The sequence below is a fragment of the Ruminococcus sp. RTP21358st1_G6_RTP21358_211008 genome (genome assembly GCF_040908885.1).
In the GTDB taxonomy this organism is placed as follows: domain Bacteria; phylum Bacillota; class Clostridia; order Lachnospirales; family Lachnospiraceae; genus Blautia_A; species Blautia_A faecis.
Map to the genome: position 1 here is coordinate 25,004 of NZ_JBDGDM010000043.1, position 14,592 is coordinate 39,595.

Here is a 14,592-nt window from a genome sequence, read left to right on the forward strand (position 1 = left end):
AGGTATGATAAATATAAGTTAGCATAAACTAACAAAAGACAGAATGATGAATGCTTGTAATTGTTTTTTATGAAAAATGTTTATGAACGATAATGGTTTACAGGGAGGAAAAGAGATGTTTCTTGAAATTAAAGATTTGAAGAAAGGCTTTGGTTCCGGAGACAGTAGGACAGAGGTCCTTCGGGGAATTGATTTTTCTGTGGAAAAAGGGGAATTCTGTGTGCTTCTTGGACCGTCTGGTTCTGGAAAATCCACACTTTTGAATATTATCGGGGGAATTGATGAGCCAGATGAGGGCTATATTTCCATAGATGGGGAAAAAACAGGAGATATGAAGGAGAAAGCGCTGACTCTTTACCGCCGGAAGCATCTGGGATATGTTTTCCAGATGTACAACTTGATTCCCAATTTAAATGTAAAAGAAAATATCGAGGTGGGAGCATATCTTAGTGATAAAGCGCTTGATATTGATGAACTGCTTCATACGCTGGGACTTTATGAGCACAGACATAAGCTGCCCAACCAGCTTTCCGGCGGTCAGCAGCAGAGAACGGCCATTGGTCGTGCCATTGTAAAAAATCCGGACATTCTTCTCTGCGACGAGCCTACAGGCGCATTGGATTACAACACATCCAAGGAAATTCTGCGTCTGATCGAGCAGGTCAACCAGAAGTACGGAAATACCATCATCATGGTTACCCACAACGATGCCATTAAGAATATGGCAGACCGCGTAGTGAAGCTTCGTGACGGTCAGATCCGCAAAAACTATCTCAATGAGTCCAAAGTCGCAGCTGACGATCTGGACTGGTAAGGCGGTGCGCTATGAAGAATCCATTGTGGAAACGTCTTCCAAGAGAACTGAAAAGTGATTTTGGAAAATATATTGTTATTTTTCTGTTTCTGACATTGACCATTGGTTTTGTGTCCGGATTTCTGGTGGCTGATGACAGTATGCTGGCAGCCTATGATGAGGGTTTCGAAAAATATAATATTGAACATGGCAATTTTACCTTTTCTTCGAAAGCCAGCGAAAACGATTTGAAGAAAATTGAAAAAAATGGAAAAGTACGAATCTGCGAAAACTTTTACCGTGATGAACCAGTAGATTCGGATCTGGATGGAAACGAAGAGGGAACCATGCGCATCTATCAGGATCGTACGGATATGAATCTTGTGTGCCTGATGTCAGGGGCAATGCCAGCTGCGAAAAATGAGATCGCTATCGACCGAATGTATGCAGACAATAACCAGCTGGAGGTTGGCGATAAGATAGAAATTGCAGGAGAAGAGCTGGTTGTTACCGGATATGTGGCATTACCCGACTACAGTTGTTTATTTTCTGATAACAGCGATATGATGTTTGATGCGGTAAAATTCGGTGTAGGTATTATGACAGAAGAAGGGACAGATGTTTTTGGAACCACACATCTGGAGTACCGTTATTCCTGGCAGTATGAGACTGCACCAAAGGATGATATTGAAGCGAAAAACATGTCAGAGGATTTTCTGGAGGTTCTGGTCAAATATGGAAATGTGACCGGTTTTATCCCGGCCTATTCCAATCAGGCCATTACTTTTACCGGTGAGGATATGGGCGGTGATAAGGCTATGATGGAGGTACTGCTGTATATTCTGATCGTGATTATTGCTTTTGTGTTTGCAGTTACAACAAATAATACCATTACAAAAGAAGCTTCTGTGATCGGGACTCTGCGTGCTTCCGGATATACCAGAAAAGAACTTTTGCTCCATTATATTTCCATGCCAGTGATCGTAACTGTGGTTGCTTCTGTTCTTGGAAACGTGTTGGGCTACACCTCCTTTAAAGATCTTTGTGCAGGTATGTATTATGGCAGTTACAGCCTGCCTACCTATGAAACTCGCTGGAACGCAGATGCATTTATACTGACCACAGTAGTTCCGGTAGTGATCATGCTGGGAATCAATTTGATTTTGATTTCAAGGAAACTACGTCTTTCTCCTTTGAAATTCCTGCGTCATGATCTGTCTTCCTCCAAACGGAAAAAAGCTGTGCGCCTTCCGGATTTTAAGTTTTTCAACCGCTTCCGGCTGCGTATTATCCTGCAGAATAAGTCCAGTTATCTGACTTTGTTTATTGGAATCTTTTTTGCAAATGTACTGCTGCTTTTTGGAATGATGATGAAGCCGCTTCTGGATCATTATCAGGAAGAAATTTTGAAGAATATGATTGCGCCGTACCAGTATGTGCTGAATGTACCAGAGGAGCCAGATGAAGATGAGAAATATACGGTTATGGGAATGCTGCAGAAATTTCTTATTCCATCTTTGAAAACAAATGAGAAGTCAGCAGAAAAATTCTGCCTGAATTCCATGAAAAATGTATTGCCGGATCAGGAGGGAGAGACCATAACGGTCTATGGCATTTCTGAGGACAGTGCATATGTAAAGGCAGAGCTTCCAGAAGACGGAGTCTTGATTTCCGATGGTTATGCAGAGAAATATAAGGTAAAGACCGGAGATACCATTGTTCTGAAGGAAGCTTACGGAAGTGAGACCTATGAATTTTTCGTGCAGGGAATCTACGATTATCCGGCATCTTTGACAGTATTTATGCCGATTTCTTCCTACAGGAAAACCTTTGGGGAAAAGGAGGATTATTTTAACGGTTATTTTTCCAGGGAAAAGATCACAGATCTGGATGAGGATCTGATCGCAACAACAATTACGGAGGACGATCTGACAAAGGTCAGCCGTCAGTTGGATGTGTCTATGGGAGAAATGTTCCAGCTGATCAATATATTTGCAGTTGTGCTGTTTGCCCTCTTGATCTATCTGCTTACCAAGCTGATCATTGAGAAAAATGCCAATGCCATTTCTATGGTAAAGATTCTGGGGTATGAGAACAGAGAGATCAACAGCCTGTATCTTACATCCACTACGTGGGTGGTGATCTTGTCCATTTTATTCAGCCTGCTGCTGTCTACCTGGACGATATATGGAATTTACGGATATCTGATGTCATCCTTCTCAGGCTGGCTGACCTTATATCTGAAACCAGCGGTTTATCCGGAGATGTTTGCAATGGGAATGGGAGCGTATATTCTGGTAGCCTTGCTGCAATTTAGAAGGATCAAGAAGATCCCGATGGATGTGGCGCTGAAGAATGTGGAGTAAGAGAATTATAAGAAAATAGAATATTGAGAGATTTATTCATATTTTCATGTTGTGATTTGACGAAGTTTCGTATATACTTTCCCTTGTAGCCCAAAGTGGATATTTTGTATCCTAGTGGAACTTACTGTATATAATAATGAGAGTAAGTGCCCACACATTTTTTCAGAAGAGGAGATACGAACATGGATTACGCAAAAGAATCCTTAAAGATGCACTATGAGTTAAAAGGTAAAATTGAAGTTGTTTCAAGAGCAAAGGTTGATTCCAAGGATGCTTTAAGCCTTGCTTATACCCCTGGTGTTGCACAGCCTTGCCTTGAGATTCAGAAAGATATTAATAAAAGTTATGAATTGACTAGACGTTGGAATACGGTTGCTGTAGTAACTGACGGTACCGCTGTTCTTGGACTTGGAGATATCGGTCCAGAGGCTGGTATGCCGGTTATGGAGGGCAAATGCGTTCTGTTCAAAGAGTTTGGTGATGTGGATGCTATTCCGCTTTGTGTACGAAGTAAGGATGTAGATGAGATCGTGCAGACCGTTCGCCTTCTGGCTGGAAGCTTCGGCGGTGTAAACCTGGAGGATATTTCCGCACCGAGATGCTTCGAGATTGAGAAGAAGCTGAAAGAGTGCTGTGATATTCCGATTTTCCATGATGACCAGCATGGTACTGCAGTTATTACGCTTGCAGGTGTAATCAATGCACTGAAGGTTGTTGGCAAGAAAATCGAAGACATTAAGATCGTTACTTCCGGAGCGGGAGCAGCTGGAATTGCGATTATCAAACTTCTTATTTCCATGGGTCTTAAGAATGTTATTATGACAGACCGTAAAGGTGCAATTTATGAAGGCCGTGAGGGGCTGAACCCAATTAAGGAAGAGATGGCGAAGATCACAAACGCCAATCAGGAGAAAGGCTCCTTGAGTGAAGTGATCAAAGGTGCTGACGTATTTATCGGTGTTTCCGCACCTGGAACCCTTACTCCGGATATGGTTCGCACTATGGCGAAAGATCCGATCATCTTTGCCTGCGCAAACCCGACTCCAGAGATTTTCCCGGATGAAGCGAAGGCAGCAGGAGCAGCAGTAGTATCCACAGGTCGTTCCGACTACCCGAACCAGGTGAACAATGTTCTCTGCTTCCCGGGAATCTTCCGCGGTGCCCTTGATGTCCGTGCATCCGACATCAACGATGAAATGAAGATTGCCGCAGCTTACGCCATTGCAGGCCTGGTAAGCGACGAAGAACTCTGCGCTGACTATATTCTGCCGGCTGCATTCGACTCAAGAGTGAAAGACGCGGTTGCGAAGGCTACTGCTGAAGCTGCCATTAAGAGCGGAGTAGCCAGGATCTGATTAATCGCTTTCATTGGTTAAAAAGTTCTTCAAAGAGGGACACATTGCCCAAATACTGTGTACTGGCTGGGACTTCAACATACTAAATAGTAAGTTCATTTCGTGAAGTTACCTAAGTCCTTTATAAATAATTTTATTCGCTTCTCCAGAATAAAGTTTCAAGTGATGCCCGATGCGAATCGCTTTTGAATCCGTTCCATGTCCGATCAAAGGCGTTTTTGCAACGGGTGTCTTTTTTTCTGCAAATTCGAGGACTAGCTGCGCCATATCTGGTTGACAGTTGTCTGTCTCCATTTTGCTGAAAGTTCCAAGAAGAATCCCATTTACTTTCTTAAAAACACCCATCTGACTGAGCTGGCTCAAATAGGTTACCATCTGCGGCAGTTTTCCTCCAAAGGATTCCAGAAGCAGGATTTTCTCCCGCATATCCGGCCAGTAAGGCGTGCCAGCCAGCTTCAAAAGGCACCGTATATTTCCCCCTACTACAATTCCCTCCATATGAGTCCCCCTCACAAATTCATAAGGAAAATCATAAAGAGAAGTGGCCCCCGCCAAGGTAGTACTAAGAAAGTCCGTTATCTGGGACTGGCTGTGATCGTAGGTGAGATTTCGTATCTGGTACAGGACAGATGATTTCCCTGTTCGGGCATAAATGGCATTTATAATTGTTGTCAGATCACTATATCCCCAAAAATGCTTTTTTTCGTAAGCAATGGTCTGAAAATCCAGATAGGATAAAATCTCGTTGGCCATATCCCCGCCAGATACGTCAAAAATATCCGTGACAAAATCATCCTCATAAAATTTCATAAGAGCCCCGGCACGTTCCCTGGCAGTTCCAGCCTGTCCGTTTTCATCTCCATAAAGATAAGGGCTAAGATCTACTTCTAGTCCGGATTTTTCCAGAATCTGCACCAACATTTTTATTGTTTCGGCCTGTTCTGGCCTAAGTCCGTTGGAACAACAGACAATCCCGATTTTGCTTCCCTGTTTCATAAAAAGTAATCCTTTCTTTTCAATAAAGTGCATGTGATTTTTTTATACATGTAACTTTTTCACAGATTTTACTATCTAAAACAATGTATGAAGAATAAAAATACGCTCATTCAACACTTTTTATCTTCTTTTACATTATAAACAATAATTCCTCATAAATCCACCATTCATCCTGGAGCGTGTTTGAAAAAGCATTCCCGCAGTTGATGTTCACTGGTAACGTTGCACAATCTGTACGCCCCACTTTGCGGTATATTTCGCAGAAGTTTTTTTTACACACTCTGGAATCTCGAAACATTTTCAAAAAGCACTGGTCAAAATTTACGAAATTGCAGTGAAAAAAATGAGAAAAAAGTGCAAATAAATTATTGACAGCTTATATAAATTAGAATATACTAATCAACGTAAGCGAAACATAATAATAAATAGGTGTTTCTAAAGCACAAAAAAGGAAGGATGATATGATGCCGTTATCAATGGTAAACGAAGGAGAGCCGCAGGTGATTAAAAAAGTCGGCGGTAAAGAAGAAACCCGTAAATTCCTTGAAAATCTTGGGTTTGTACAGGGAGCTACAGTAACCGTTGTAAGTGAGATCAGCGGTAATATGATCGTGAATGTGAAAGATTCCAGAGTTGCCATTGGCAAGGATATGGCGAATCGGATCATGGTCTGAAATCCAGAAAAAAGGAGCAAGTATTATGAAAACATTACGGCAAGTTGGCGTAGGTCAGACTGTCACAGTGAAGAGACTGCACGGTGAAGGACCAGTAAAGAGACGTATCATGGATATGGGAATCACCAAAGGGGTACAGATCTATGTACGTAAAGTTGCACCGCTTGGAGATCCTATTGAGGTAACCGTGAGAGATTATGAACTGTCTCTGAGAAAAGTCGATGCAGAAATGATAGAGGTAGAATAAGTACTGTACAGGATATAGTACTTTGCTGTGTGTACATAAGGGAAAAGTTACTGGTCACATATTTTTGAAAAACATTTTACAAATGTTGTCATATGAACAGTGGTAAAATCAGCACAGCATGAAATTGCATGTTCTGGAATAGAATGGGCAATTTTTTTTACCTTGTTGGTTAGCGAAACCTAATATAAGGTTGAAAAGCTAACAAACGAAAGCTGATTAAAACAATAGGCAGCACAGGGCAACTAAAATCAGCAGAAGCTGTATATAATAAGCCCGGAAAAAAGAAAATCTGGAAAGAAAGAGGAGGCATGAAAATGTCGATTAAGATTGCACTTGCAGGTAACCCTAACTGCGGCAAGACCACATTATTCAATGCACTGACCGGCTCTAACCAGTTCGTTGGTAACTGGCCTGGTGTAACAGTAGAGAAAAAAGAAGGTAAACTGAAAGGTCATAAGGATGTAACCATCATGGACCTTCCTGGTATTTATTCCCTTTCCCCATACACACTTGAGGAAGTGGTTGCCAGAAATTACCTGATCAATGAAATGCCAGATGCGATCATCAACATCGTAGATGGTACAAACCTTGAGCGTAACCTGTATCTGTCCACACAGATCATGGAGCTTGGAATCCCGGTAGTTATGGCTATCAACATGATGGATCTGGTTCAGAAATCCGGAAACAAGATCCACATTGACAAATTAAGCAAAAAGCTTGGCTGCGAAGTAGTTGAGATTTCCGCTCTGAAAGGAACCGGAATCATGAAAGCTGCTGAGAAAGCAATCAGCGCAGCACAGAGCAAAAAGAAAACAATTCCGGTTCACGAATTTGCACAGGATGTTGAGGATGCGATCAAATCTGTTGAGAATAAGCTGACAGGAACTGTTGCAGAGGCTCAGAAACGTTTCTTTGCAATCAAGCTTATCGAGAAAGATGACAAGATCGTAGAGCAGATGAAGAGTGTTCCGGATGTGTCTTACGAAGTAAAGGCTCTGGAAGATAAATTCGATGATGATACAGAGAGTATTATCACAAACGAGCGTTATGTATATATCTCTTCCATTATTGGACAGTGCTATACAAAATCCTCTACAGGAAAGAAACTTACAACCTCCGATAAGATCGACAGAATCGTAACCAACAGATGGCTGGCGCTTCCGATCTTCGCAGTTGTAATGTGGGTTGTTTATTATGTGTCTGTAACCACTGTTGGAACTATTGTAACAGATTGGACAAATGATGTACTCTTCGGTGAGATTATTCCTCCGGCAGTTGAGTCTGCTCTGGAAGCTGTAAATTGCGCTGCATGGCTGCAGGGACTGATTCTTGACGGTATTGTTGCCGGTGTTGGCGCTGTACTTGGTTTCGTACCGCAGATGCTGGTTCTGTTCCTGTTCCTTGCATTCCTTGAGTCCTGCGGTTACATGGCTCGTGTTGCATTCATCATGGACAGAATCTTCCGTAAATTCGGTCTTTCCGGAAAATCCTTTATTCCAATGCTGATCGGTTCCGGATGTGGTGTTCCTGGAGTTATGGCTTCCCGTACAATCGAGAACGACCGTGACCGTAAAATGACAATCATGACTACAACATTTGTTCCTTGTGGTGCGAAGCTCCCGATCATTGCAATGATCGCAGGTGCATTCTTTAACAACAGCGGATGGGTTGCTACAAGCTCTTACTTTGTTGGCATCGCAGCAATCATCTGCTCCGGTATCATCCTTAAGAAAACAAAAATGTTCGCTGGCGAGCCGGCACCATTCGTTATGGAGCTTCCGGCATATCACTGGCCAACAGTTGGCAATATTCTGAGAAGCATGTGGGAGAGAGGCTGGTCCTTCATCAAGAAAGCCGGTACCATCATTCTTCTTTCCACCATCGTTCTCTGGTTCCTTATGGGATTCGGCTGGGAAGGCGGTTCCTTTGGAATGGTAGAAGAGCTGAACAACAGTATTCTTGCCAAGATCGGTTCTGCAATCGCCTGGATTTTTGCTCCTCTTGGATGGACAAAAGCAGGAGAAGGCTGGAAGATGGCAGTTGCTGCCGTAACAGGTCTTATTGCAAAAGAGAACGTTGTTGCTACATTTGGTATGCTCTTCGGATTTGCTGAGGTTGCAGAGGATGGAGCTGAGATCTGGGGAAATCTTGCACAGGTAATGACTCCTATTGCAGCATACGGATTCTTGGTATTCAACCTTCTTTGTGCTCCTTGTTTCGCAGCTATGGGTGCTATTAAGAGAGAGATGAACAATGCAAAATGGTTCTGGTTTGCAATCGGCTATCAGTGCGGTCTTGCTTATGTAGTTTCCCTTTGCATTTATCAGATTGGTACACTGCTTACAGGCGGCGGATTTGGAATCGGAACAGTTGTTGCATTCGTTCTGGTTGCAGCATTCCTGTACCTGCTGTTCAGACCATATAAAGAGAGCAACAGCTTAAAAGTTAATACAAAGAGTATTGCTTAAGCAAAGTTGTTAAAAATAATTCAGCCTGTATCCCTTAAAAGATACAGGCTGGAATTTTTATATAAGGGGAAATCACCATATCTTTTCACTTTGGAAAAAGATGCTCTGCAGCAGTGAAGGCGTGAACCGTTATGGTTTCTCCTTATATAGAAATTCCAGCCCTGATATAAAATCATACAGAAATCAAAAAGGATGGCGATGAAAATGATGAAAAACGCAGTTGAAGAAAAAGCATATGAAAATCAGGAAGCATATCAGCGGACACAAATGCAGAAAGATATGATCCTTGAACGATTACGCGAACAAGGCTGCAGGATCACCAGACAGCGCCAGCTGATACTGGATATTATTCTGGAGGAGGAGTGTTCCTGCTGTAAGGAGATTTATTACAAGGTGCAGGAGAAAGACCGAAATATTGGACCTGCCACAATTTACCGTATGGTAAATATGCTGGAAAAAATCGGCGCCATCAGCCGAAAGAACATGTACCGGATTTCCAGCTGTGCAGCATGCTGCCAGGAAAATGGCTGCACGGTAAGACTTAGCGATGCTACTGTCTGTAAGTTGCCTTCTGAAGTCTGGAAACAGGTTGTAAGAGAAGGATTGAAAAATATGGGCTATATTGGAGATCAGGATATTGAGAGTATTGAGATGACCATGTCAAAGTGCGGTGCTTGAAAACTGGCATGATAGTATGAAGGCATATAAAAATAGCAGTTATCTAGGGGAGAGAGTTAGAGCCTGTTTGAAAAAGCATTCCCGCAATCTGCACGCTCCTCTTTGCGGTATATTTCACTCAAATTGTGACGTACATCTTGCAGAAAGTTTTTTCAAACACGCCCTAAAACAGGGAGATAATGAGAATATTTCTCGATAAGCAAAATAGCACTGGGAATTTCAGAAAAACTGATATATAATACCAAAATATTGAAAAACAATTAACAACAATAACGTTTCACTATAAGGAGGAATTTAATCATGGCAAGTTTTAAATGGGACAAGACAGGACTTTTTGCAGCAGGTGTTTTATTCGGAACTGCAGGTATCAAGTTTCTTTCCAGTAAAGATGCGAAAAAAGTTTACACAGAGTGCACAGCAGCTGTTTTAAGAGCAAAGGACTGTGTAATGAAGACGGTTACAACTGTTCAGGAAAATGCAGGTGATATCTATGCAGATGCACAGCAGATCAATGAGGACAGAAAAGCAGCTGAGGAGCCGTTTGAGGATGAGGCAGCTGAGAGCGAGACTGAGTTTAAAGAAACTGAAGAAGCTGAGACAGAGGAAACTGCTGAGTAAGATGGCAGTGAAATACATTGCAAACATATTGGGGACTGCCGTTTTTGCGACAGTCCTCTTAATCGTTGCTGTTCGTTCGAAAAGTTCTGCCGGATATTTTGGGTGAACAAATTTTACTGAAAACGCGAAGAGTGTAGCGCGAAGTGATTGTGGTGAACGTAATGAACAGCAACTTTTGCTTTGAAGAAAAAGTAGGTGAACAAGTTGAAATTTACAATTAAACATGAGAAAAAAGGACGTATCAGAGTCCATCTTTTTCAAAAATATATGAATTTTACCCAGGCAGATACCCTTCAGTATTACTTGGAAAATCTGGATGGAGTAAAGAAGGCCCAGGTCTTTAACCGTACCAGTGATGCCCTTATCTATTACACCGGAGAACGGAATGAACTGTTAAAGGCAATTCAGGCATTTGGTTACAGCCGTGTCAGCGTACCGGCCCAGGTGCTGGAGAATTCCGGAAGAGAATTAAATGAGACTTATAAGGAGAAGCTGGTAAATAAAGTTATTTTCCATTACGGACGCAAGCTGCTTTTGCCATATCCATTGTCTGCAATCTATACCACTGCAATGTCTGTGAAATACATCTGGCTGGGGGTTAAGACACTCTGGAAGCGTAAGATCGAGGTTCCGGTTCTGGATGCAACTGCAATCGGTGTTTCTATTTTCCGCGGCGATTTCTCCACAGCTGGTTCTGTTATGTTCCTGCTTGGAATCGGAGAATTGCTTGAGGAGTGGACCCACAAGAAATCAGTGGATGATCTGGCACGTACCATGTCTCTGAACACTGGTAAGGTATGGCTTCGCAGTGAAGGTACAGAGGTGCTGGTGGACGCAGACAAGATCCAGGCCGGAGATATGGTTGTAGTACATATGGGAAATGTGATTCCATTTGACGGTTTGATCGCAGAGGGCGAGGCTATGGTAAACCAGGCTTCCCTAACTGGTGAATCTGTTCCTGTAAGAAAAGTGGAAGGAAATTCCGTATACGCAGGTACGGTTGTGGAAGAGGGTGAGGCTGTCATTACTGTAAAAGCAGTTGGTGGTTCCAGCCGTTATGAGAAGATCGCAGCCATGATTGAGGATACTGAGAAGCTGAAATCCGGTCTTGAGAGCAAGGCCGAGCACCTGGCGGACAGACTGGTCCCATACACACTTGGCGGTACAGCACTTACCTATCTGCTTACCAGAAATGTAACCAAGGCTGTTTCCGTATTGATGGTTGACTTCTCCTGTGCCCTGAAGCTGGCAATGCCGGTTTCTGTACTTTCCGCTATCCGGGAGGCAGGAGAATACAAAATCACTGTGAAAGGCGGTAAATTCCTGGAGGCAGTTGCGGATGCTGATACGATCGTATTTGACAAGACTGGTACGCTTACCAAGGCAGAACCTACAGTAGCTGAGGTTGTTCCGTTTAATGGACAGAACGAAAATGAACTGCTAAGAATTGCAGCCTGCCTGGAAGAACATTTTCCCCATTCCATGGCGAAAGCTGTTGTAGACGCAGCGAAGAAGAGAAAACTGGATCATGAGGAAATGCATTCCAAAGTAGAATACATTGTGGCTCATGGTATTTCTACAACCATTGAAGGGAAAAAAGCAATCATCGGAAGCTCCCATTTTGTATTCGAGGATGAGAAATGTACCATTCCGGAAGGCATGGAAGAGAAGTTTAAAAATCTTCCAAATGAGTATTCCCATCTGTATCTTGCAATTGAAGGCAGTCTTGCAGCTGTTATCTGCATTGAGGATCCTCTCCGTGAGGAAGCTCCTGCAGTTGTAAAAGCGCTGAAAAAAGCCGGATTCAGCAAGGTGGTTATGATGACCGGAGACAGTGAACGTACAGCCAGGGCTGTTGCTGCCAAGGTCGGCGTTGACGAATATTATTCTGAGGTTCTTCCGGAAGATAAAGCAAGCTTCGTGGAAAAAGAGAAAGCAAAAGGACGCAAGGTTGTCATGCTGGGTGATGGAATTAACGATTCCCCGGCACTTTCTGCAGCTGACGCAGGTATTGCAGTAAGCGAAGGCGCTGAGATTGCAAGAGAGATTGCAGACATCACTATCGGTGCGGATAATCTGGAAGGTATCGTAGTTCTGAAGCATATCAGTGACGCGCTGATGAAGCGTATCCACAATAATTACAGAACGATCGTAGGATTTAATACTGGTCTGATCCTGCTGGGCGTTGCCGGAATCCTGCAGCCGACTACCTCAGCATTGCTTCACAATACTTCAACATTGCTGATCGGTATGAACAGTATGAAGAATCTGGTGGGTACTGAGGAAATCTGAACGGATGTGTCGCGCATTGCGGACATTGTAAAAAAATCGGGTTCTGATTGCGGGAATGATTTTTCAAACACGCTCTGCGGTAATAGTGGAACTTCAGAATATAATCAGAGAGTTAATGAGACTGTTTTTCATTAGCTCTCTTTTTTTTGCTTAGTACTTGACAGAAATAAAGGATTAGTGTAGACTAACATTATAAAAGTTAGCATAAGCTAACCGAAGCGTAGAATTATAAAAATATATAATCAGCACATTTTACATAAAATAAAATGTAAAGGTCTGCAGCAACTAAAACATATTTCAGAAGTGCAGGCGTTACTGGGAAGGTTGTAAACAGTAAACGGAAAGCTTCTAATTTTTTTAACAAAGGGTTAGAACAGACTAACGAAAATAAGGAGAAAACATTGCATGGAAGCAGGGAGGTTTCTTCATTTTCAGAAGCTTCAGGAAACCCGGAAAGGACAATTTACATGAGTATTGTAATCATCGGCGGAAATGAGAGAATGGTATGTCAGTATACCGATATCTGCAAAGACTATGGATATAAGGCGAAGGTTTTTCCAAAAGAGAACGGCGCCATCCGTAAAAAAATCGGATGCCCGGATCTGATGGTGCTTTTTACCAATACAGTGTCCCATAAAATGGTCATCAGTGCATCCCAGGAAGCAAAGAAAAACAACATTCCGGTAGCGCGCATCCATACCAGCAGCGCAAGCGCTTTAAAGTGTGCGCTGGATGAGCATGCGGTGATGGCATAAAAAAGATAAGGAGTTTATCATGATTGAGAAATGTCTCATTGAGCACTGTGCTCCCACCCTTGCTTCATTAAAAGCAGCCAATCTTTTCAATGCCTGTTGTGAAGAGGGAGAAAATATAGACCTTCAGATTTCCAGGTGGAATCAGCTGATGAATCCAAAGGGCGTGAAGCTGCTGGCACTTCGCAGTCGTGGTAACCGTTCTCTGGTTTATGTATACCGGGAAAAACAGCTGGCACAGAATCTGAATCGTCCTGGAGTTGCCCGGTTTCTGGAAAAATATGGATATGAAAATACAGAACCGGAACAGTGCCTGGCGTTACTGAAGAAGCGCTTTGAGGCATCAGAAGATTTTCCACATGAGATTGGGATTTTTCTTGATTATCCACTTGGGGACGTAATTGGTTTTATCCAGAATGGCGGACAGAATTATAAATGTTCCGGCTGCTGGAAAGTATATTGTAATGAATGTGAAGCATTGAAAATGTTTCAGAAGTACCATAAATGCCGCGAGGTTTATCGGAATCTATGGGCAAAAGGCAGGAGTGTTCTGCAGCTGACAGTGGCTGCCTGACATACAATGAAAGTCCACTATGGGTGACAGCCAAAAAGCGATAAGAGTCACGGAAAAGCTGACTTTCGTTATTAAAGTGCCAGATGTGGAGGATAAAACATAAATGATCTCACAGGCTGGCAATAAAATTATAAAAGAAAGAGGTTAAGTGAAGTTATGAGTAAAGTAGCAATTGTATATTGGAGCGGAACTGGTAATACAGAGGAAATGGCAAATAAAGTAGCGGAAGGTGCAAAAGCTGCAGGAGCTGAGGTAGAAGTGATCAGTGCAGATGATTTTGATGGAACAGATATCAGCAGTTTTGACGGTGTAGCTTTCGGATGCCCTGCAATGGGAGATGAGGAGCTTGAGGATTCCGTATTCCAGCCGGTATTCGAAGCATGTGAGCCAAAGCTTGCAGGCAAAAAAGTAGCGCTCTTCGGTTCCTACGGATGGGGAGACGGCGACTGGATGCGCAGCTGGGAAGAAAAATGCCAGAACGATGGCGTTGCACTTGCTGTTGATAGTGTAATCTGCAACGAAGAGCCAGATGATGAGGCTCAGGCAGCCTGCATTGAGCTTGGAAAAGCTATCTGCTGATTGGAACTGTTTTTGAAAAAAACAGAATATAGATTATTATAACAATAATAACATTTACAGCCGCTATTAGTGCAAATAATGATATGCCCCTTGTCAAGTAGACAGGTGAGATATCTAAAGGTAAGCGACAAAAATACCTACATTTCATTTTGGAGTGTAGGTATTTTTATGCACACCATTTCTCTTTATATTTTTTAATT

At 42.6% G+C, this 14,592-nt stretch carries 14 protein-coding genes; 13 read left to right on the top strand and 1 reads right to left on the bottom strand.

The window, feature by feature from the left end; translation table 11 throughout:
- Positions 1 to 115: 115 nt before the first annotated feature.
- From AB5Z12_RS15595 to AB5Z12_RS15605, 3 genes are all read left to right on the top strand, one after another.
- Positions 116 to 814 (top strand): ABC transporter ATP-binding protein, encoded by a 699-nt coding sequence (locus AB5Z12_RS15595; RefSeq protein ID WP_118581841.1) that lies wholly within the window; start codon positions 116 to 118, stop codon positions 812 to 814.
- An 11-nt stretch (positions 815 to 825) separates the two neighbouring features.
- Positions 826 to 3,159 (top strand): ABC transporter permease, encoded by a 2,334-nt coding sequence (locus AB5Z12_RS15600; protein ID WP_173716980.1) that lies wholly within the window; start codon positions 826 to 828, stop codon positions 3,157 to 3,159.
- A 182-nt stretch (positions 3,160 to 3,341) separates the two neighbouring features.
- A complete protein-coding gene (locus tag AB5Z12_RS15605; protein WP_173716979.1) occupies positions 3,342 to 4,514 on the top strand; it encodes an NADP-dependent malic enzyme in 1,173 nt (390 codons plus the stop codon).
- A gap of 108 nt (positions 4,515 to 4,622) precedes the next feature.
- Here AB5Z12_RS15605 and AB5Z12_RS15610 read toward each other — a convergent pair whose 3' ends face one another.
- Positions 4,623 to 5,510 carry an LD-carboxypeptidase gene (locus AB5Z12_RS15610; RefSeq protein WP_173716978.1) on the bottom strand — a complete coding sequence of 296 codons (888 nt, stop codon included), beginning with the start codon at positions 5,508 to 5,510 and terminating at the stop codon, positions 4,623 to 4,625.
- Between the two features lie 461 nt (positions 5,511 to 5,971).
- Here AB5Z12_RS15610 and AB5Z12_RS15615 point away from each other — a divergent pair, with 461 nt between their 5' ends.
- The 10 genes from AB5Z12_RS15615 (at position 5,972) to AB5Z12_RS15660 (ending at position 14,392) form a co-directional block, all read left to right on the top strand.
- Positions 5,972 to 6,184, top strand: coding sequence for a FeoA family protein (locus tag AB5Z12_RS15615; RefSeq protein WP_118581835.1), 213 nt, complete (start codon positions 5,972 to 5,974; stop codon positions 6,182 to 6,184).
- A 25-nt stretch (positions 6,185 to 6,209) separates the two neighbouring features.
- Complete coding sequence (locus tag AB5Z12_RS15620; protein WP_118581832.1) at positions 6,210 to 6,431, top strand: FeoA family protein; 222 nt, start codon at positions 6,210 to 6,212, stop codon at positions 6,429 to 6,431.
- A 314-nt stretch (positions 6,432 to 6,745) separates the two neighbouring features.
- Positions 6,746 to 8,899: a ferrous iron transport protein B gene (gene feoB, locus AB5Z12_RS15625; RefSeq protein ID WP_118581829.1), complete on the top strand. Its 2,154-nt coding sequence runs from the start codon at positions 6,746 to 6,748 to the stop codon at positions 8,897 to 8,899.
- Between the two features lie 204 nt (positions 8,900 to 9,103).
- Positions 9,104 to 9,577 (top strand): Fur family transcriptional regulator, encoded by a 474-nt coding sequence (locus AB5Z12_RS15630; protein ID WP_306467816.1) that lies wholly within the window; start codon positions 9,104 to 9,106, stop codon positions 9,575 to 9,577.
- A gap of 16 nt (positions 9,578 to 9,593) precedes the next feature.
- Entirely contained in the window at positions 9,594 to 9,776 is a 183-nt protein-coding gene (locus tag AB5Z12_RS15635; protein WP_334297719.1) for a DUF6783 domain-containing protein, read from the top strand.
- Positions 9,777 to 9,877: 101 nt separating this feature from the next.
- A complete protein-coding gene (locus AB5Z12_RS15640; RefSeq protein WP_173716977.1) occupies positions 9,878 to 10,195 on the top strand; it encodes a DUF6110 family protein in 318 nt (105 codons plus the stop codon).
- Between the two features lie 204 nt (positions 10,196 to 10,399).
- Entirely contained in the window at positions 10,400 to 12,487 is a 2,088-nt protein-coding gene (locus tag AB5Z12_RS15645; protein WP_226815514.1) for a heavy metal translocating P-type ATPase, read from the top strand.
- 467 nt (positions 12,488 to 12,954) lie between these two features.
- Positions 12,955 to 13,242, top strand: coding sequence for a DUF2325 domain-containing protein (locus AB5Z12_RS15650; RefSeq protein ID WP_118581906.1), 288 nt, complete (start codon positions 12,955 to 12,957; stop codon positions 13,240 to 13,242).
- 19 nt (positions 13,243 to 13,261) lie between these two features.
- The gene (locus AB5Z12_RS15655) at positions 13,262 to 13,813 is read left to right on the top strand and encodes a DUF3793 family protein (protein WP_118581820.1); all 552 of its coding nucleotides are present in this window, start codon (positions 13,262 to 13,264) and stop codon (positions 13,811 to 13,813) included.
- A gap of 156 nt (positions 13,814 to 13,969) precedes the next feature.
- Positions 13,970 to 14,392: a flavodoxin gene (locus tag AB5Z12_RS15660; RefSeq protein ID WP_173716976.1), complete on the top strand. Its 423-nt coding sequence runs from the start codon at positions 13,970 to 13,972 to the stop codon at positions 14,390 to 14,392.
- The last annotated feature ends 200 nt before the right edge of the window (positions 14,393 to 14,592 follow it).